This is a genomic window from Streptomyces sp. NPDC057253 (assembly GCF_042669125.1).
Lineage (GTDB): Bacteria > Actinomycetota > Actinomycetes > Streptomycetales > Streptomycetaceae > Streptomyces.
This window is the reverse complement of sequence record NZ_JBHUXV010000016.1, coordinates 35724-57014: the sequence shown is the minus strand read 5'-3', so window position 1 is coordinate 57014 and position 21291 is coordinate 35724. Positions and strand designations below refer to the sequence as shown.

General features: G+C 65.8%; 10 protein-coding genes. 6 read left to right on the top strand and 4 right to left on the bottom strand.

Annotated features, from left to right (window positions below; genetic code table 11):
• The first annotated feature begins 114 nt into the window (after positions 1 to 114).
• The 6 genes from ACFULQ_RS11580 (at position 115) to ACFULQ_RS11555 (ending at position 8826) form a co-directional block, all read left to right on the top strand.
• Positions 115 to 2760 carry a Z1 domain-containing protein gene (locus ACFULQ_RS11580; RefSeq protein WP_383541477.1) on the top strand — a complete coding sequence of 882 codons (2646 nt, stop codon included), beginning with the start codon at positions 115 to 117 and terminating at the stop codon, positions 2758 to 2760.
• Positions 2757 to 3791: a PD-(D/E)XK motif protein gene (locus ACFULQ_RS11575; RefSeq protein ID WP_383541474.1), complete on the top strand. Its 1035-nt coding sequence runs from the start codon at positions 2757 to 2759 to the stop codon at positions 3789 to 3791. Before ACFULQ_RS11580 ends, ACFULQ_RS11575 begins: the two co-directional genes overlap by 4 nt.
• On the top strand, positions 3788 to 5728 hold the full coding sequence (locus ACFULQ_RS11570) for a hypothetical protein (protein WP_383541471.1): 1941 nt from the start codon (positions 3788 to 3790) through the stop codon (positions 5726 to 5728). Before ACFULQ_RS11575 ends, ACFULQ_RS11570 begins: the two co-directional genes overlap by 4 nt.
• Complete coding sequence (locus ACFULQ_RS11565) at positions 5725 to 6651, top strand: hypothetical protein (protein ID WP_383541468.1); 927 nt, start codon at positions 5725 to 5727, stop codon at positions 6649 to 6651. Before ACFULQ_RS11570 ends, ACFULQ_RS11565 begins: the two co-directional genes overlap by 4 nt.
• Positions 6652 to 6737: 86 nt before the next feature.
• Positions 6738 to 7418 carry a DUF6339 family protein gene (locus ACFULQ_RS11560; RefSeq protein WP_383541466.1) on the top strand — a complete coding sequence of 227 codons (681 nt, stop codon included), beginning with the start codon at positions 6738 to 6740 and terminating at the stop codon, positions 7416 to 7418.
• Between the two features lie 106 nt (positions 7419 to 7524).
• Entirely contained in the window at positions 7525 to 8826 is a 1302-nt protein-coding gene (locus tag ACFULQ_RS11555) for a restriction endonuclease (RefSeq protein WP_383541463.1), read from the top strand.
• A 48-nt stretch (positions 8827 to 8874) separates the two neighbouring features.
• On the opposite strand, the gene ACFULQ_RS11550 is transcribed toward ACFULQ_RS11555, so the two are convergent.
• From ACFULQ_RS11550 to ACFULQ_RS11535, 4 genes are all read right to left on the bottom strand, one after another.
• The gene (locus ACFULQ_RS11550) at positions 8875 to 13086 is read right to left on the bottom strand and encodes a hypothetical protein (protein WP_383541460.1); all 4212 of its coding nucleotides are present in this window, start codon (positions 13084 to 13086) and stop codon (positions 8875 to 8877) included.
• Between the two features lie 16 nt (positions 13087 to 13102).
• Complete coding sequence (locus tag ACFULQ_RS11545; RefSeq protein ID WP_383541457.1) at positions 13103 to 14569, bottom strand: esterase/lipase family protein; 1467 nt, start codon at positions 14567 to 14569, stop codon at positions 13103 to 13105.
• A 200-nt stretch (positions 14570 to 14769) separates the two neighbouring features.
• Positions 14770 to 16644, bottom strand: coding sequence for a hypothetical protein (locus ACFULQ_RS11540; RefSeq protein ID WP_383541455.1), 1875 nt, complete (start codon positions 16642 to 16644; stop codon positions 14770 to 14772).
• Positions 16645 to 16673: 29 nt separating this feature from the next.
• Positions 16674 to 20132, bottom strand: a complete 3459-nt coding sequence (locus ACFULQ_RS11535; protein ID WP_383541452.1) for a helicase-related protein — start codon at positions 20130 to 20132, stop codon at positions 16674 to 16676.
• Positions 20133 to 21291 lie beyond the last annotated feature (1159 nt).

Sequence of the window (21291 nt, the reverse complement as noted above, 5' to 3'; positions counted from 1 at the left end):
GCCGATCCGGACGAGCCGTCGTCGTTGTCAGTGCTGATCGGTAGCGTAAGTCAGTGGAAGGACGTCGTATCGGCCGGGCAGGGGATGCTGGCCGACTGTGATCACTTGTGAGGCATGGTGGGCAACCCGCGTATGGACGCGGCCTGGGAACGCTTTCGGAGCATGCTCGACGGGATGCTCCCGCACGAGGCCACACAGCAGCTCCGCGACCTCTTCGTCCCTGAAGAGGTGATCGAAGAGTTGCTGCGGCGTCATGAGGCCGCCACAACAGAGATCGTCAGCCTTCGCGAGCCGCTTGCGGTCGGTCGCGAGAACGCCCCTGCCTGGTACGCGGGACCGCGTGCAGGAGACAAGAACTGGCCGGCATTCGAGAAACGTCTGCGGCGCCAACTGGACTCGGACGAAGTCAGGAAGATCGACGATGCATCCGATCGCGTCGTAGCGATGCTCGACCATCCGGCCACCCCGAACTTCCGCTCCCGCGGCCTGGTCATCGGACACGTGCAGTCCGGCAAGACGAGTAACTTCACGGCCGTGGTGAGCAAGGCCGCAGACCGCGGCTACCGCATGTTCATCGTGCTGTCTGGCATCCACAACTCACTGCGCCAGCAGACCCAAAGCCGGCTCATCCGCGACCTGGTGGACCTCAATCCAGCGTTGTGGCATCAGATCACCAAGCCGGAGCACGACTTCCAACCACCGGCGAACGCTCAATCGTTGGTGGCCTCTAAGGACCAATACCTCCTCCTCGTGGTCAAGAAGAATGCTCCCGTGCTCAAAAAGCTGCGAGACTGGCTTGAGGAAGCGCGCGAGCAACTCGGCAATTGTCCCACACTGATCATCGATGACGAGGCCGATCAGGCAACCCTCGCCACTCGCCGGATCAATCCGCTCATCCGAGATGTGATCGGCCGAATTCCCAAGGTCTGTTACGTCGGATACACGGCCACTCCGTTCGCCAACCTTCTAGTGGACCCGGTTGACCACGAGGACTTCTACCCTCGAGACTTCATCCTTAGCCTTCCTCGTGGGGAGCGTTATCAGGGGCCGGAGACGCTGTTCGGTCGGTACCCCCTCGATCACGAAGACCCGTCCGAAGTTCCCGGCGGACTCGACATGATTCGGAGCATTCCCGCAGCGGAGCTGAGCGCCCTACGGCCGGCGAAAAAAGCAGAAATCCCCGACTTCAACCCCGCAGCGGCTCCTTCCCTTCGCCGCGCCGTCTTCTGGTTTTGGCTGGCCACCGCTGCGCGGCACGCGAGAGGGCAGAGCGACCAGCATTCCTCGATGCTTATCCATGCGCACACTGACACACGCGTACATGACTCCTATCACCCCGTCCTCCAAACGCTCCGCAGCGAGGTTCTCCGGGGGATTCAGGCGAATGACGGCGTCGTCGAGGAACTACGGATGTTGTGGGACGAAGAGTCTCGCCGTGTCAAACCTGCGGATGGGAATCGACAGTTCGACTTCGAGACCGTGTTCCCTGCTCTGGAGGCGGTCGTCTCCACAACCAGGATCGTCATGGACCACTACCGCAGCACGGATCGTCTCGACTACGCCTCGGGGCCGGTAAATGTCATCGCCGTGGGAGGCAACACACTCTCCCGGGGGCTCACTCTGGAGGGCCTCGTAGTCAGCTTCTTCGTTCGCTCGTCCAATGTTTACGACACACTACTTCAGATGGGTCGTTGGTTTGGATACCGCCCAGGCTATGAGGACCTTCCTCGCATCTTCATGCCTGACGAAACCCGGGGCTGGTTCGCCCACCTGGCGACGGTCGAAGAGGAAATGCGTATCGAGATCGATCGATACCTTACCGAACATCTCACTCCACTCGATATGGGCGTGCGGATCCGCTCTCATCCGAAGATGAAGGTGACCGCTCCCTCTAAATCGAAGAACGCCGTCCGTGCTGCAGCCTCTTACGGAGGGCAGCTCGTCGAAACTCGTTACTTCCCATGCAGGAATAACGACGAAGACGAGCGATGGCATGCCAAGAACGCTTTTTCCGTGTGGAAGTTGTTGGCCGCCGCGGATCGCGATGGGGCATTCGACAAAAATATTGCCGATGGTCGCGCCTTGTGGCGTGGCATTCCCGTGGACCACGTCCTCAATTTTATCGGCGAGTACCAATTCGACCCCAAGGGTCTCGATGCGGCTCGCAATCTTCTGCAGGACTACATCGGCAACAGGAGTAAAAACTCCGGCGGCTTGAGCCACTGGAACGTCGGAGTCATCGGGAAGAAACCGACTTCCGAGAGCGGCCGGGTCGAACTGCCTCATGAGGCTTCGGTAGATCCCGTGGTCCGTACCCGTCTGGCATCTTCGGCCGACGAGCCCGTCGCCGACATCAAGACGCTCACAGGCTCTCGCGACGAAGCGCTCGACCTCGACCTCTCAAAGAGCGACGGACCGGTTAACCGAACACTACTCAAGCGCTTGAGGGTTTTGCAGCAACCTGAGAAGGGCTTGGTTCTCCTCTATCCGATCGATTCGAAGGCACCCGTGCCCATCCGCCGCAAGAACGGCGAGGAGCAGCCGGTGACGGGTCGAGCCCCGCTGGAGGCACCGGGGGAGATCGTTTGGGGCGTCGCCCTCGTCTTCCCCGAGCCGACCAGCGGGCCGGACCTGGGCGTCGAGTACGACTACCTCCAAGCCGATCTCTCGCGCGTCTTCCCGTCCGCAGGCGAGGACGAGGACGAAGACCTCTCGGTGCTCTACCAGGATCTCGATGCCGGTAACGAGGCCGCTGCATGACCGCGCACCGTTGGTCAGTTGCCTCTCTCCGCCTGCGTGACCTACTCGAGGGGCTCTGGGACCTGCTCGACCAGCAGGCCGCTACAACGATCGACAACGCGATGATCACGGCAGGACTGGAGGTCGGAACCACAAACGGTGCGCTTCGGCTCGGTCGTGATTCCGAGGGGCTGCGTCACCTGCTCGTGCCCATCGGCCCCGGCGACAGAATCGATGACGACCTCCGCAGCGCCGGCGTCCATCTCACCACTCGGACGTTGTCCCGCGACGACGCATTGCCCGTCCGCTACGCCGATATCGCATGTCGGCGACGCGATCTCGCCGGAACGTTCACAGGACTGGTCGCGGACCTGGCCGGGTTGATTGCGATGGAGCCCGATCGGGCGCCTTCACTCATCGTCCGTACGTTGCACGCCTGGAGGCTCCTACTCGGAGGAGGATCCAGTCGATGGACCGTCCCGCGTTTGGCGGGCTTGTTCGCCGAACTCGTCGTGCTGGAGGAGCTGTTGGGTGTGGATCCGCGGGCCGTTCGTACTTGGCTGGGCCCCCTGGGGTGCCCACAGGACTTCCGCGGCTCCCACCACGCCATCGAGGTCAAAGGCACCGCGTCCGCCGAAGGTCGCGTCGTCCACATCCACGGTGTGGATCAGCTGGAGGCGCCCGAGCAGGGCACGCTCACCCTCGCCTGGTTGCGAGTCACAGAATCGACGGCCCCCGGCGCCCGTTCCGTTCTCGAGATGCTCGACGAGTGTCGCAGGATGACCGACGATCTCGGCGCCTTGGAGACCCGGCTGACGGCCCTCGGTCTCCCGCAAGACGACGAGGGACCGATAGGCCGAACCCGTTTTCTCGCTACGGAGCAACGCTGGTACGAGGTATCCGAGGATTTTCCTCGGGTCATCCCCCAGAACTTCGTCGGCGCAGCCGTCCCCGTCGGGGTCCAGGATCTGGAATATCAGATAGACCTCGACGCAGTCCCGCACATCACCGACCGGGAGCCCGTACTCGAGCGCGTAGGGGCCGATCTATGAGCGAACCCGGCTGGTACGCACAGCCTTTTCGCGCCGACGGTGGGATCACCGCAAACGGTCTGCTGAGCCAACTCGGCCGCCCCAGTCTGTCGCAGCTGACGCTGCTCGTCCGCGAAGCGGCCCAGAACTCATGGGATGCCCGCCTGCCGGAGCTATCTGTCGTCCGGTTCCGACTCGACCTGAGCACCGTCGGCGCCGGTCACGCCGCCGCTTGGCGCCGCATGTTCTCGGAGGGCTCCTCGAACGTCGGGCACGAGAACGGCATGTTCCGTTCTCTCACGCAAGCGGGGGCCATCCGATATCTCGCGGTCTCCGATCGCGGCACCACCGGCCTCGCCGGCCCCACCCGTTCCGACGCCGGACGGACCACGCGAAGAGAATGGGCACGATTCGTGCTCAACAGCGGCGACCGTGACGGAGCCACGAACACGTCGAGCGGGGGTACGTATGGGTACGGCAAGAGCGCATTGTTCCAACTGTCGAAAGCCGGCTGCGTCCTCGTCTATACCCGCTTCGAGAGCGATGACGGACGCTTGTGCACGCGCTTCATCGGCGTCGCCATTCGCCAATCCTTCTGGGACGGAGATTCTCGGTACACCGGACGACACTGGTGGGGTCTACCGGAGCAGGAACACTGTGAGCCGCTGCGGGACGCTCAAGCGGACGCAATCGCTCGCGAGTTGGGCATCCCCGCCTTCAACACAGAGGAAACCGGAACGACACTCGTCGTGGTCGATCCCGACCTGACGGACCCCAGCCTGCCGGACTCGGACACGACCCCGGAACTGTCCGTGCCCGAGGCAGGCGCTTACCTCGCCAACGCGGCAGCCTGGAACCTGTGGCCGATCACGCTCGTCGATCGAGCCGTACGCATGGATGTCGCCGTCACCGCGAACGGCGCGGACATCGCCGTTCCGAACGCCGAGTCCGATGCGACGCTCGCCGACTTCGCGTCCGCCTATCACAAGGTCGCCGAAGGCACCGCGCAGCCACTGGCCTGCGGCAAGCCGCGCAAGGACCTGGGGCACTTCGCCCACCAGTACACCTACGGCGCTTCCGTGACCTCCCTGGCAGCCCGTGAACTCGGCATCGAGGGAGCTCCGCACCATGTCTGTCTTCTCCGCGGCCCCGAGCTCGTGGTCCGGTATCACTCCGGCCCGGAGAGATCGAACCCGGACGCCGGCTATGCCGCCGTCTTCAAGGTGACCGACGAACTGGATCAGACGTTCGCACGAGCGGAGCCACCGACCCACGACGCATGGGAGCATCAGCAACTGCAGGGGCGAGAGGCGACCTTCGTACGCACCACCGGGCGGCGACTGAAGGAACAATGCGACAGGTTGAGCGGAGCCCAGGCACGAAGGGCCGTCAAAGTCGGCGCCTACGCCATGGGCTCGGTGGCACAACGGCTGGGACATCTGCTGGCGGGCCCCGGCGGAACGGGAGCCGCCGTATTGCCCGCCGTCCCACTTCCCGGGACCTCTCGGCCCATCGTGGCGCCCGTCCCCGACGACGCATCGCGAACGCAGGCCCCGCCGACGCCCTCGGGGCTGTCGCCACAGGGTGAGGGCGGGCCGCGTGACGGCCGCTGGGAACAAGGCGGCGGAAGAAGGCACAGCGTGCGCAGGCCGACCCTGACGGCCGAGCCGCACTTCGAAGTGATCAACGGGATACCGGTTGTGGTGCAACCGGTTCGGCTTCACGGGCCTGATCGGGTGGAAGGTTCCGTGCGAGTCGTCACCGGCGACGGAGGAACGGAGAGCCAGTCGCCCACTGGTGCGATACAGCCCGAGGTATACGGCTGGCGTGTGCCGGCAGACGGCCGCATCGTGTACGGAGAAGTCCTTTACCACTCGGGCGATGCCACCGAATTCGATCTACTCATCAGCGCTGTTGCCGACGTGCTCATCGACGTCAACGTGGCGGGGCGCTCATGAGCGTTCGCGTCTGGCCCTACCGAAAGCCCGTCGAGCGAGTCCACGCCGAGCAGTGGAGATCTGGCGACGCGACCGGCGAGCCCGCACCCGACGCGCTCACGGCCTGGGACTACACCACCGACATCACGCTGGGGCGGGTGGTCGAGATCGACCTCGCCGAGCTCCGCAAGGACTGCGGACTGCCAACCGATGCGCCGTTGCGCCTGTGCGTACGCTACTGGCCTTCGACGTCACTCCTTCGCAAGTCCGCCTTCGTGGAGGAGCTCCCTGCGCACTCAGATCGAACCTCGTGCGAGGTACAGATCTCAGCCGACAGCACTCAGCTCGGCGGTTTCCTGACCGTCGAGACACTCATAGAACTGGCCACCGACCTGCCTGCCGGCGAGCCCTTCGTCGCCACCCGGGCCGGGTCGATCCTGTGGAGCGATCAGAAACGCATCCATCTCGAGGGTGGGGCAGGTCTGTTGCCCGTCGCCCCGGTGTCCTTCAGGGAGGCCGGTCTCCCGGCGGGTTCCGCCTGGTACGTGAGCATGGACGGCGGGGACTGGCAGCAAGCCGCGATGGGCAGTCTGCTCGTGCTGTTGAACGAGGACAATCCTGCGGTCAAGCAGGCGATGGAGACCGCGCAGGGCGAGCTCTCCGGAATGGTGTGGAGTGTGCTCGAGGTCGATATCATCACCGACCTCGTGGGACGGGCCTTGGACGATGATGCGTTCGTCGATGAAACCCCGTCGGACGACCCCGACGGCGATTTGACTATGGCAGGTCTGGTGCGTGCGCTCGTGCGCACGTACCTGGCGCGTCCGGGTGAGTCCGCCGAGCAGGCGATCAAGCGGCTCCGCGACGAACGCCGCAGGGACCCGTCCCGGTTCAGAGCCGACGTCCACGCCGGCGTCAGATTTCCACGAGAGGCCACGACATGAGCCTCCTCTACCCTCGCCTACTCCCCAGCGAGACGGAGCACCGCTTTCGCGTACTCCACGACACGACTCCGGACCAGCACCAGACCATGGTGGCCAACCACTCCCGACGGGCGGTCTACGCGGCAACAGGAGGGCGCCGGATCTCACCGGAGGAGCTCGATCAGCTCCGGGACGGCATTGTCCGCGTGGCCCGCGAGCAAGGCTTCCCGTCGTCACGATCCACTGTGCAACGGAGCCTCTTCGACCGGGCAACGGCGCAAGTGCTGCACGAGCAGTGCCTCATGGTGCCGGGCGAAGCCTCACAGCGACAGGTGTGGGCGTTCCTCGCGCTCATCCTCCTCCCCGATGTGTGTGCCTGGCGGTGGCCGACGGACTCGGACGGCCGCTACCCGGCTGACCGATTCAAGGGAACCGACCTGACCCGACACGCGCTCGCCCGTCTGTGGACCCGTGCGCATGTGCTCCACGACCCGATGGCCGACGATCCCTATCACCTGCTGGACGTCTTGGGCGAGAACGACCTCGATCAGATCATGGCCAGACGCTCCACTCTCGCCGCGTCGCCGGCGCTGGTCAGGGCGATCGTCCGGGCGCACCGCGAGGACAGGGCCGACGGGAGCGTCTCCACCCGGGAGGTGTTCCGGCAGAGTCTGATGCGGCTGCTCCGGCTTACTGCGTTCCTCGACCTCGACTCCGCATCGGAGCCGGAATTGGGGCACGTGGTGAGGAAGGTTCGGTCCGAGGCCCGGGCCGCGCTGACAAAATGAGGGACCCAGGCAAGATCACGCGAACACTCGGCCTCACCAGCGGTTGAGACGATCTCGCGACCGAGAAAATCACTGGAAAATGATTCGGATTCGGAAAGGTGAACCTTTGGCCAGCGGGCTGCGAGTCGGACAAGTCTATCGCTACGCGGGCAGTCAAGACCCGAAGCCGGCAACTCTGAACGACCATCCGAACTTCCACTACGTCACACACTCACCGGGTTTCAAGAGGGTCTTGTTGACCGCGGGAATCAACGGGATAGCAGCAGTCGATGCGCCTGATGGAACCCGGCGCCCCGCCATCCTCGTCCGGTCGAGCCCTTGGAAGGCCGGCACCGAACAGACGCCATGGCACGACGTGTTCGACCTGGATAACGGGCACGTTCGCTATTTCGGCGACCACAAATCAGGTCTGACCGTTGCACCCGGCTCTACCACCGGAAATTCGGCGCTCTTGGAGGCTTTCACCGGCCATCAAGGCCGGACCCCCGCGGAGCGCACAGCTGCAGCCCCCCTTCTCATCTTTCGAGCCGTTCCACGGAACGGCCAGGTCAAGGGATATGTGGAGTTCTGCGGCGTAGGGATCATCGAGCGCACAGAGCGACTGGTCCAATGGGGCGGCGGCGAACACACGACGTTCGTCAACTACGTCTACGACATCGCTCTCCTCGGTCTGACCGCCGAGGACGACACGGTTGCATGGGAGTGGATCCGCGCCCGCCGAGACAAAAATGTGCCCCACGCCGAGGCCCTCGAACAGGCACCACGAGCGTGGCGGGAGTGGGTCAAGCAAGGCAGCTCGGCTCTGCCGAGGCTCCGACGGCGAATCGCCCGAGCCAAAGTCGCCAAAGTACGCGACCAGCGTCCCCGACCGGACGGTGCGGATGCCGCTGACCTCGAGCTCGTCTACAAACACTTCGACGGGCGCAAACACGACTTCGAAGCACTGGCTGCGACGGTGGCCGCCCATGTGTTGCGCGGAGCCGGCCACAGCTACTTCGAGGGTTGGCTGACACGCCGTTCCGGTGACGGCGGAGCCGATTTCGTCGGCCGGCTCGATCTCGGCAACGGCTTGGCCGGCACGAGCCTCGTCGTGCTCGGTCAGGCCAAGTGCGTCAAACCCGACACCCTCATCACAGCCGAGAACATCGCTCGCGTGGTTGCCCGGCTCCGCCGAGGTTGGATCGGTGTCTACGTGACGACGGGCTCGTATTCCGAGCCTGCGCAGATGGAGATTGCCGAAGATCAATACCCGATCGTGCTCATCAACGGTAAGAGCCTGGTTCACGAACTTCGAAGCATGGCTCGCGACGACCATGGAGGCGATTTGTCGGCATGCATCGAGCACGTTCTCAACGGCCAGGAGCCAGCCGTCACGAACCGACGTCCGGAAGAGATTCTGCTCCAGTAGCCCGGACCGGAGTCGAGGCTCCCGACCGAAAGCGATCCCCCTACGCTGTCACCGAGACGTGAGTGCGATGTGAACGATCCCTTCGTCGGTGGCAATTGAAACGTCCTCACCGAGGACCGCCACGTCTCGTACCAGGGTCCCCAGAGGAACAGTCAGTTCAATATGCTCGCAGTCTGGATCCCAGATCCGGACTGCACCTTGGTCACCGGCGATCAATCGGACACGGCCATCCGAACCAGTGCAGGCAGTCAGCACCCGCACCCCGCCGAGATGACCGGTCAGCGTGGTGAGCTCGGTACCACTGCCCGCATCCCAGATCCGCACCGTACCGTCGGCCCCACCGGTGGCCAGCCGCACACTGGCGTCGACGTCCATGAACGCAGCCACCGCCCCCACTTCACCTACGTGGCCGGTCAACGTGGCGACCTGAGTTCCACGGTCCGGGTCCCAAATCCGCACCACACCATCGGCTCCACCGACGGCCAGCCGCACACCACCGTCCGTACCGGTGAACGCCGCCACCGACCCCACGCCGCGGCCGCGACCACCCCACGCGGCGAGATGGTCGCCTCTATGTGCATCCCAGATCCGCACCGTGCCGTCCGCTGCACCCGTCACCAGCTGAATCCGGCCGTCGGCGGCTGTGAACGCCGCCACTGAATCGACCGAGTCGTCGTGACCGTTCAACGCGAAGAGCTGAACGCCTCCGTCCGGATCCCAGATCCGTACCACGCCGTCATCACCGCCGGTGACCACCCGAGCGCCGTCGTCGCCAGCGGTGAACGTCTCCACGGCATGGATCTCACCCACATGGCCATGCCACGCGGCCAGCTCGGTTCCAGCGTCCGCATCCCAGATTCGCACCATGCCGTCTGCCCCACCGGTGACCAGCCGAGCACCGGTGCCTGCTCCGGTGAACAATGCGACCGCCTGCGCGTCCCCGATCCGATCTGCCGGCGCGACGTGCTCAATGCCGCCGGCTGCATCCCAGATCCGCACCGTCCCGTCTGTCCCACCGGTGGCCAGTCGAGTGCGGTCGCCGGTGCCGACGAATGCCGCAACCGACCCCAACGAGCGGTTATGGCCGGCCAGAGTACCGAGCTCGGCACGGGTCCACGGATCCCAGATGCGCACCGTCCCGTCGTTTCCACCGGTGGCCAGCCGCACATCGCCATCCTGATCGGTGAGTGCCACCACGGCCCACACCCCGCCGTCATGGCAGAGCCACGCCGCCAATTCGGCTCCGGTGTCCGCGGCCCAGATACGCGCGAGCCCATCGTCACCGCCGGTGGCCACCCAGATGCGGCCGTCTTCTCCCGTGAACGTCGTCACGGCCCACACCCATCCGAGGTGCCCGGTCAGCACCGCGAGTTCACAGCCGCCGTCGGGATCCCAGATTCGTGCCGTGCCATCACCGCTGCCGGAGACCAGGCGAACGCCGCCACCCTCGACCGTGAACACGGCGATCGTCCACACCGAACCGGTGTGACCGTTCAGCTCGGCGATCTCCTTACCGCTCTCCGGATCCCAGATTCGCAGCACACCGTCACCGCCACCGGAGACCAGCCGCACATGGCCCTCCCCGTCACGGAACGCAGCGATCGCTCCCACCGAACCGGCGTGGCCGCGCCATACAGCCAATTCGGTGCCGCCGTTGAGATCCCAGATCCGCACAGCGCCATCGCCGAAGTCACCGCCAGTGGCCAACCGGACACTGGTGTCCCCACTGGCATACACCGCCACGGCACCCACCCAACCCGCCTGACCTGGCCAAGCGGTGAGCTGGGTACCACTGTCCGCATCCCAGATCCGCACCATGCCGTCACCCCCGCCGGAGACCAGCCTGGCTCGGCCGTCTCCGCCGCTGAACGTCGCCACGGCACCCACCCCATCGCTGTGGCCGGTCAGGGCGAGATGCACGGCGTGTCGGGGCAAGCATGCCCACTTCACCGTCCAGGCGGGTACGGGATCGTGCGCCTCCGGTCGGGGAAAAACCGTCTCGGAGTGATCCGTGTAGCGGACACTCGCCAGTTCTCGGATGCCTCGGCGGTCACCAGGTGCCGCGGTGGCGAGCAGGTGTTGTGCCCCGAGTACTCCGGCGATGGCGGGCGGCAGCGTGGAACGCCCGAACGTGTGGAGCATGACGTTGGTCGTGACGGCTGTGGGATCGAGGCGGTCCAGAACTCGGGGATGACGTGCCAGGTCCTCCCAGGCGCCGCCGAGCGCCGCGTGCGCGGGCAGGTACTGGGAGATGTAAGGGTTGAGTTCGCGCTCGGGAAGCCGGGAGTCGACGTCCGCTGTGAGGCTGGTGGAGATGAGGTGGTGGCGCGGGTCCAGTAGGGACGGAACACGGAAGTGCTCTGCGAACGTGCGGTGAGCCAGGCGATAGACGCTCTGTCCGGACTCCGTGTCGAGCATGAGGTACGGAGCCGCAGTCCGGGTCAGGGTATCGATGTGTTCGTCCTTGACGGTGAGGCCGTCGGCGATCGCGGTCGCCGTGGACGCCCAGATGCCGTCACGCAGCGGCAGCCCGTGTCCTTGGGCCAGCGCGAGAGCTGCGAGGAGAGGACCGTTCACCGCGGCGCCGGCGGTCAAACGGTCGACTGCGCGGGCGAACAGCCGACGGTGGTCGCTGTCGAGTAGAGCGTTCAGTTCGTGCTGGTCGCCCCCGGTGAGCAGGGTCGGGTTCTGCAAGATCTCGTGGACGGCCAGACGGGCGTAGAGGAACTCCCGGTCGCGTTCACCGATGGCGGTGGCGATCTGATCGATGCGATCCGATGAGGTCGCCTCGGGCCGGGCGGACACCGCATCAGTCAGGCGGCGGCGCACGTAGCGAGTCACGGCGTCCCCGTCTCGGGGCACATCGATCAGCAGGTCGGCCTCACCCAGGGCGTCGAGTAGGTCCTCGTCAACGGGCCGGGGGAAGTCTGGGCCCTCCTTGGTAGAGCGCCGGGTGCCGACGATGACGCGCACCTGAGGGAGTTTCGCGAGCCTGCGCAGGACACGCTGGGCACTGACCTGAGGGAGGTGACCTTCGTCGAGGCCGTCGGCGAGCAGAGTGAAGGGTTTACTCCGTCTCTGCATCTGCGTGTGCAGCCAGTCCGTCTGGACGGTCGGTGACGGGTCCCTGGGAGGCGTGGGAAGCCCTGCGGCCTGCGCGATCCGGGACACCACGTCTTGCGGTGCGGCACCCGTCAGATGAAGGACGACGTCGAAGGGGTCGTGCGGGCACGGTGCATCGGAAGGCAAGGGGTCGAGTTGCCCCGCGCGTGCCAGCAGGCTGCTCAGTTGCGGCCTCGTATGCACCAAGACGTGGCCCAAGAGCGCGGATTTTCCGGAGCCGGACGCACCGGTGACGACGGCGAGGCCTCCACGGGCGGTGTCGAGCCAGTTCAGAAGCTGATCGCGCTCGGCTGCCCGCCCCTCGAAGTACCAAGCCTGTTCCCCGAATTCGGCACCGCTCGCCTTGGGAATGAAGTGGCGACGCTCGTCGTCGGTGAAGCCGGCGAGTATGGCTTCGATGTCGGCGAGGACGTCCAACGGAGCTGTGATTGCGCCGGCCAAGGTTGGAACCCTGCGCTCCAGCGCAGCGGTGGGCTCGATACCGTGCGGAATGACCGGGCAGCCGGGCAGGTTCCGGCTGAGCTCGGCGGCAAGGGCCCATAGGCTAATGGTGTTCTCGGCGGGAAAGTTGACCGTGAGGGCGGTATCCAGAGCCTTACGAAACCGGCCCAGGTTGGCGATACCTTCCTCCGAGGTCGCCACCATCAGGACGTTGCGCGGGCCACCGGCGGCATCGGCATGGGCTTCGGCGCTCATCAACTGAACGAACCTGGCGGACCGGCACGCATCGATGACGACGATCGCCCATGTCCCGTCCGCCAGCCGGTGGCCCTGGCGAGATGTGAGGTACTCGACGATCCTCTCGGGGGACATGCCCCCTGTCGTGAGCGGGCGAGGACTACGGGAGTGGGCCAATCGCGCCGACTGGCCGTCGCTCTCCCCGTGACCGAGCCAGTACAGAAATGTGTCGGCGGGGCTGGTCGGCTCGGCCCAGTGGTTCAGGCGTTCCTCGACCGCGTCGGCGCCCCGGTCTTCGTCGGGCACCTCCCACGGGTGGACCTCGGCACCGAACGGAGCCAGTAGTTCGGCCACGCTCTCGACTTCCACCGCCGTGTCTAGCGGGTCATGGTGGTCGTACCGGCCGATAGCGACCGGGAAGTACTGAAGGGGACGCGAGTCCTCCGAATCCATCGACATGGCGGCGACCGTTCCCTCACCCGTCCAAGTCCGAGGCGTTGGGCGCGGCCGCCAGAAGCAACTGCGTCACGGGGGAATTGCCTCCGGTGTTCACCCGGACCCGGTACAGCCCGGGGGTAGTCAGCGTCACGGGGGCTCCGATCTCGCCGTCCATCCATCTCAGGCGGGGGGTGTCGAGTCGGCGATCGTTCTCGGCGTCGTGGATGCTGCAGAGGATGTGCGCCGGCGAGTCGACTCCGGTCACACGCAAGGTCCAGGTCTCCCCTACCTCGACCGAGTCCGGGACGACGAGGCCGATCTCGCCGGCTCCCAAGGGCAGGCCCAACTCCTCATCGGGTTCCGTGAGAACCGCCTGTACATAACGCAGTGCCACGCTGTCCTTGGCCAGGGCTCCGTGCTGCAGGGGTAGGTAGGCGACACCAGCACCGCCCAAGGAAGCCGCATCCCGTTGGACCGTGCCGTCGCCCATGCGGTCATGGCGCTCGGGGATGCCGTCTGGGGTACGCCGTAGGCCACCATCGCTATCTGGGCGGAAACCGACATATTGCGCGTGGACGATCCCGCTGTCCAATCGCAGGCTCTGCATGGTGGGTTGAGCGATGCCCACCACGGCCCGATGCCCCGGCAAGGCCTGTGGACCGGACATCCGTATGCGCTTCCGGAACTCCTGTGCCTGTTCCGCGAGTTCTTCGTCACCGCCGAGCCCTCCCACGTCCCGCGGGGTCAGCCGATGGACCTCCAGACCTGCGTCGACACAACGGAAGCCGGGCAGCAAGTCGTGCACGCCGGGCAGGGTCGCCGCCAGGGCGGCCATGCGGTATCGAGGCAAGGTAGGCAAAGGGTCCTGGCGACTTCCGTTGAGGATGGCGGCCGCCTTGACGGATCCGTGAAAGGGGGTACCCAAGGTGATCACTGCACGCGTATCCGACATCAGGTCCGCGCTCGGATCTGCGAAGGCGGCACGGGTGACGAGGCCGCCCATGGAATGGGCGACGAAGACGAGACGCGCGGGGCCGTCGCCGCCATCGGCCATGGGGTGAGTGCGCCAGGCATCGAGGTGGGAACAGGCCGCCGCGGCGAGCCGCGCACCGTTGACGGTCACGGGCAGTCGCCAGTCGTACGGGAATTCCAGGATGGCCGCAGAGTCCGCAACGGTCTTTCTCACCGCATCGACCAGATCACCGTACGGTTCGAGACCCTGTAGGAACGGCGCCCAGGTGGGGACCTTCAGCAGCCCGGTCGCCCTCACGCGCCCGTACTTCCCGGCGCGCTCCTCGGGGGTCAGGTGCAGGGGTAGGAGTGCGTCGCGGCGACTCCAGGCGCGCGCGAGCAGGTTCACGCTCAGTCCCCAGAGGGGCTCGCCGGTCGCGGCGTCTTCCAACGCACTGCCCATGATGCCGGGGATGACTATGACGGCGTCCCTGGTGATGTCGGCAGTCGTGGACGGCAGCGGTGCCCACGGTCGTCGCTGTGCCCCCGCCATTTATTCTTTTCCCTTCCCCCGGTCGGCTACGTCTGGAAACGATATCCAGCGCGCAACGGCCGAGCGAGTCGAACGGCGGTACCAGCCCCAACCGCCGCTGCACTGGTCGGGTGTCGCCCCGGCGACCCCGATCAGTGCAGCGACCGTGGCGCATGCGCGCCGAGTCACATGATGGGAAGTCGGGCCGGGGCGGCTCTCCGCTAGAGCGTCGGATCCCAATAACCGATCTTCATGCCGTCCGGCGTACCGTAGAGGTGCCAGCGCGACAGGTTGCGATTCCAGTGTTGGCATGCCGTTTCCGGGAGTTGCAGACAGCCGTGGTCCGCCCCCTTGTTGGTGAGCATGCAGTTGGGGTCGTACAGACAGGAGTCGTTGTCGACCGCTCTGGTCACCACTGCATCTAGGTTCTGTTCGAGTACGGTGCGCAGGGCGCCGAGGGTGAAGTCGCTGCCTCCGTTGGGGTAGATGGCGAAGGCCAGATCGTGTGGGAAGAGATACTCGGACAGGCTCATCTCGCTGTACCCGCTGTCGACCGCGAGAGCCCGCAGCAACTGGTGGGACAGCGAGTGCAACAGCCCGAAGAGTTCGTGCACCGCATAATCAGGGTGGCCTTGGTCCGGCGGCACTTCGTGCGACAGCGCCTTGCCTCCACTCCGGCCGAGCTGGTGCACCAGCCATTGGGCGACTCCCCCGGCCTCGACCAAGTCGCTCGGATCGACCAGGTCGTTGCGCACCAGCCAGCGGGTGACCCTCGCCCTGTCCACGGGGAACAGCAGCGCCTCCGCCTGCGTGGGGTGCGCGTATAGCAAGGTCTTCTCCGGAGCGCCCCTGACGGCCCGGCCGCGGTACGGGACGAGGTCCGCCTCATCGGGGCTGAAGCCGGTGCGGCTGTATCCGATGGCGAGGTAGGTGATGGGCAGTTCGGTCACCAGGCAGGTCTGATCACCGTCGAAGCCGGCCCGGTAGAGAACCTCGGGAAAACGCTCGTACAACGATCGGCGTGCGGGAGTACGGGCTTCCTCGGCCAGGCGCTGAATGTCGAGGCGGTCCAGATTGCGCACCCGTTGGTAGGTGTGCAGATCCGCTGCGAGTGCGCGGACGTCGTCACCGTCGACGTCGAGGCCGAGGGCCTTGCCGACCTGTTCACGCAGGCGGTCCACTTCGACCGGCATGAACCTCGCCCGCAGCGCCCTCGCCTGGTCGACGAGGCCAGCCTCTTCCATAGCCCGGACACTGGCGATCACCTCGTCGGGGACATCGACCGTATGTCCGTCGGTGAGGCGTCGAAACTCGCCCTCGGTGATCTCTCCGAGCCACCGGCCGAGCACGGCCACGGCGTAGTTCGGGTTGCCCTGTCGGGCCGCTTCCTCGGTCGTTGTGACGTTGACGAGGGTGAGACCCTGACCGACGTGCGCAGTTCCGGCCGTGTGCAACAGAGGGCTCATGAGCTTGTCCGGGTAGCTGCACGAGGTGTTGCCGCAGCTCCTCTGTACTGCGAGGGGGAAGCCGCAGGTCATGCACTCCCAGCGGAAGTCGCGGAACCGGCTCGGGCGGTCGTCGAGCCTGAACTTCGTATGCCCCCTGGGGCACTTCTGCGGCGGATACATCGGCGAGATCTCCCCGCACCGATGCGCGAAGACGAACTGGAGTTGACGATTGCCCACCCCGTTGCCGCAGCTGGGACAGGACGGCGGCCACTGATCGGTCCCGGGGCGCGGATCGCCGGCCGCCCAGACGTGTCCGCAGCCGGAGCTCGAGCAGCGCACGACCCGCGGCCAGACTCGGCAGAAGACCTTACCCGGAACGACGACTTCGTAGTGACGCGAAGCCAAGCGGTCCTCGTCTCCGGGAAACTCAGGGGCTCGGTCGGCGCCGGCGGCGAGAGCACGGCCTGCTGCTCGCCAGCTGCCGACGAACCGCATCGCCGCCTGGACCAACTGGTCGCGGTCGAGTGAAGGGCCGTCGAACTCGTCGTCGCGCCCGTATTGCATCACCTGGGCGGTGTATCCGCCGCGGTGGTCGAAGGTCTGCCCCGGGCGGAAGCGGTAGAGGACCTGGCCGCGGTCGCGGGCCATGTCGTGTTCCCTGGGATTGAACGCACCCATCAGGACCTCCGACCGTCGGAAACGATGTGGAACGGAATGCCCTCGGAGACATCTCGGAGGCTCGTCATGGGCCGGTATTCCAGGCCCAGATAGTCACCGGTGGCGCGGTAACCACGGTTGTTGCCGCCTGCGAGACCGGCGGATGCACCCGCAGACCGGAGGCTGGTGATCGCGTGCTCCACCAGGTCCTCCAGATCTGTCCGGAGTTCCTCTCCTTCGGGGCGCGCAGACTGGAAGACGGCGTGCATCGTCTCCAACAACTGAGTGAGTCGAACCGTGGACAAGCCCCCGGCCGCCGGATCACGCAGAGCCGCCTGCATCTTGGACAGGTCGTGCAGATGCCCGGGTGCCTTACCCTCCCGCCACCAATCGTGATTGGCGATCTGCAGGACGTGGCCCATGAGGATGCCGGGCAGAGTGCGACGTACCGCGAAACGGCTCCAGCGATTGATCGCAACCGGCTCCACCATACGGTCCAGGTACTCATGGAACTTGCCGTGGTAGCGGTAGTGCGATCGGTCGCGCTCCCGTACGGGGTTGAACAGCATGAACACCAGGCCGTGATAAGCGCGGCCGACCCGGGACGACGCCTGGATGTACTCGGCCATCGAGCGGGGCATGCCGTTGAACAGCATGAGATTCAGCCGGTCCACATCGACGCCGTGGCTGGCCATGCTGGTGGCCACGACCATGCCCGTATCCCCATCGGTGGTGCTCAGGTCCTCGAGAACGCCGCGCACCCCGTCGAGGCCTCGATTGTTCTCGCTCTTGAGCTCGGCCACCTGGAGATCGGGGAAGCCGTACCGACGCAGGGTCTCGTTGACCTGGGTGTCCAGTGAGCGGCGGATCTTCCCGAAGTCGACGAGCGAGGTCACGTACGTCAGACTCGTACGGTAGAGGTCCACGGTCGCCGTGAGCTCGTCCTCCGGCCAGCCGGCGAACTCGTCGGGGAGATCCTGACGCAGAACGAGCCTCCACAGCGCACGATGCGCGGACGTGAGCATCCTGACCAGCGTCATCTCGGCCGTGCCGCGGGTCGGCATGACCCCGACGAAGCGGCGCATGGGTCGGTCTCGGTCCAGCTTCCAGTAGAAACTCTCGTCCAGGCTGGGCCCCGGCAGCGGCACCACCACCGACGGAAGCCCGAAGAGGTGCTCGCTTTGGCGGTCCTCGCCGCGAATGGTCGCGGTGGTCGCCACCACCTTCATCCGCACGCCTCGACCATCGGAGCGCTGCCGGGCCGAAAGGGTTCGCTGGACCTCGGCGAGCAGTCCTTCGTAGTGCCCGGAAAATGCCCCCAATTCCTCGTTGACCATGTGGAGTTCGTCAATGATCTCCAAGGACGGGGACGGGTCGTAGAGAGTTTCCTGCAGGGGCCGTGGAGGGGTCTTCGAGTGACCCGGCGCGTAGCGCTCATTGCACTTCCCGCCCCGCCCGAAGCCGTGCTCCGGGCAGCGGCAGTCGACGTCCCCGAAGAGTGCGCCGAACTTGTCGGACAAGCCGATGTTGGCGAGCTTGTCGAGCGTCCCCACCACCACCGTGGGCAGATAGCGGTAGATCTCCGCATCCACGACGATGATCGGCAGGGTCTCCCCACACTGCTCATTGCCGCATACGTGCAGGAGCCTGAGCTTCTTCGGGTCTGGAGGCGGAACCTTGACGGACGCCTCACCGCAGTACGGGCAGACGTGAACCAGACGGTACTCGTGGCGAGCCTCCTCGCTCGAGCGCAGCCGGTCGAGCATCCCGTCCGCCAACAGCGAGTTGGGCGTGTTGCCACTGCCGGCGTAGAAGCCGATGAAGAAGGGCCAGTCCACGCCTCCCACGGCCTTGATCCGGTCTGTGTTGCGCCGACGCACGGTGTCGGCCGCGACGACCACATCGAGCTGTCGCTGCGTCTGCTGAAGGGTCAGTAGACGCAAGGGGAAACGACACCAAGCCGAGACGCCCTCCTTCTTGCCTCGGAGCCGGTCGTAGAACATGCACACCACGACCAGTCCCAGATACGCCTCGGTCTTGCCTCCACCCGTCGGATACCAGACGACGGTCGCCGCCTCGGTGGGATCCGCGTTGTGTTCGTCGCCCCAGAGCCCCGGCGTGAACTCCTCCTCCGGGTGCTCACGCCATGCCAGAGCCCCGAGCTGGCTGACGACGGCCACCAACTGGAACAGGCGCCACCCTCGGATCGGCTTCGTACGACGGCTGCCGAGCTCCACCATGGACTCGTTGGCCAGTCGGAAGGCGAACAACAGTCGCTCGTCACGCCTCAGCCAGGCGATGCCGTCGCGGAAGCGCGCCACCTCCAGCGCAGAGGCTTCCCTGTCGGCCTCCTTCTGGCGGGCCAGCGCCGGCTCGTCTTGGAGATCGGCGGTGCTCCACACCGGATCCGACAGGTACGCCTCCATGTTGTCGGCGAGCTCGTCGAGGGCGGGGAGCGGATCCGCGGCGAGAGCCTCGTACGTCCATCGTTCATCGGTACGCGCCACGGCCCGGTGTGTGTCGTGCACCGGAACCGGCACACTGCTGATGCCTACGAGTCGCCCATCGTGCCAACGTGGTTCGACTCCGCAGTTGTTGGCATACGCGCCCAGTTCGCCGGAGTAGCGATACGCATCGGCGCCGAGGTCCATCTCGATGGGGAGCAGACGGTCGCCTTCGACTTCGAGGCCCACGCGGAAGAGGGTGTGATCCCTGGCTTCGTCCCGACGGGTTCGTCCGGAGTTGCCGCCGCGCCCCTGGACGGTGATCATCGGGTCGGTCGCGAGGTTCTGCAGGGTCACGGTCACTCGAAGCCGGCTCGACGCCACGGGGCGCGAAGTGATCACGACATGGGCACCTGGAGACGGCAGCACGGGTTCGCCGACCGCCTCCCGGGCCAGCCACTGCTCGAAGAGCGCTTCATCCACCATCGCGGCGGGCGGGACCATGCGCTCACGACGGTCGTGCCCCTGACGGCGATCGATGCGAGGATCCCGGAACGCCTGGCGTACGGCCTCATCGAAGGCTCGCCGGAACTCCGTCTCCAGGGTCTTCGTCTGACGCAGGCCCGTCTGTCCGAGAACGACGTCGACGGGCCCGACCATCACTTCGAGACGCCGGAACACAGGCGCTAGACGATATGGCTCTGTACGCTCGCCGGCCCACTGCAGCTGCTGGTCACGCGTCGGCAGCACGGCATAGTAGAACGAGGCACTGGCCTTGACTGAGATCTCGCTGCCGTTCTCGGCCTCGAACTCGAAGCCAAGGCTGTCCGGAGCGGTGCGGCCGTAGCTCGACACGGCGCCACCGGGCCCGGAATTCGGCGCCAGGCTCGCCATGTAGTAACGGGCACTCGGCGGTTCGCCCAAGCAGACGTCACCGTCCGATACGCCGGTCGCATCACGTACGACGGCGTTGACGAGGTAGTCGACGATCGCCGTCTGTTGAGGGACGGTCGGCTCGAAAGGCGATGCGCTCATCAGGTCCTCCCGATCGTCGCGACGGGCAGGAGGACGCCGGTCGACACGAACCGCGGGTGGCCGTCGGCGCAGGACGGGGCGAGGCAGGGCGCAGGGGCAGGGCTCGGCAAGCATGCCGAACCGGCCCGTAGGACACGGATGTCCACGGAATCTCCAAGGTCCGCGAGTCAGAAGCCGCCCCGGCACGGCGCCGAGGTCGGACATCTTCTGCTTCTTCGAACCTCATCAGCATCGGTGGACACCTCACGAAGTCTCAAGCGGCTAGCCGATGTTGATCGAAATTGACCCGACCATGTTCAGTAGCTGGCCGAATTGATCACGCGCGGGGAGGGGCAGCGGACCTTCGGGCAACCCGTTTCCGGTCCCACCCGGTCAGACATCGAAAGGACTGTCCCAGGTGTCTGCGACCAGAGCAGGCAGCAACCGTCGTTTCTGACGGTGACGACCCGCTGCCCCCCTCTGCTCATCGGCTGGTCCACCACCCCCACAGGTAGCCGTCCATCGCCCTCAGCACAGCCCCGGCCAACCACCGCGCGACGAGCGTGGCCATCCGCCGCCGCGTCCGCGGTGTGCACCAGGCGTTCCACGCCTTGCGATAAAGATCTCGCATTGACTGCCCCATCTGTGGACTGCCCGACCAAGCGATCGGCTGCACACCACCTGGCCCGTTCGGATCGGGGTTCGGCGAATGGCAACTGCCACCGAACAGCTGGTATGCGACGATCAGACGGGCGAAAATAGGGTTCGTAGAGAGTTCGGAACGAACGGGGGAACGGCATAGTGGACGTCCCTGCTGAGGCCTCACGTCTGGCTGGCGAACTGGGGGCGTTGCGGCGAGCGGCCGGACTCACGTTCGGTCAGATCATTCGGCAGGGCGAGCGACAGAATCCTCCCGTCGCCCTCAGCAAGAGCACTCTCAGCGCATGGTTCAACGCCCAGAGCGTTCCGCGGGCCGGACGGACCTTCATCTTTCTAACCGAACTCCTCGAAAGCCGCGCCGGTTTGAGACCGGGACCACAGTCCCGAGCACGGTGGGAGAACCTGCGCCGGGCGGCCGATCGGAGCAAGTCCGCGGCGCGGCGCCATGAAGTGGCGTCCGGCACTCGCGCGCAGACGAAGCGCGGCAAAGTCCCCCGTAGGACAACCACGCTCCGAATAG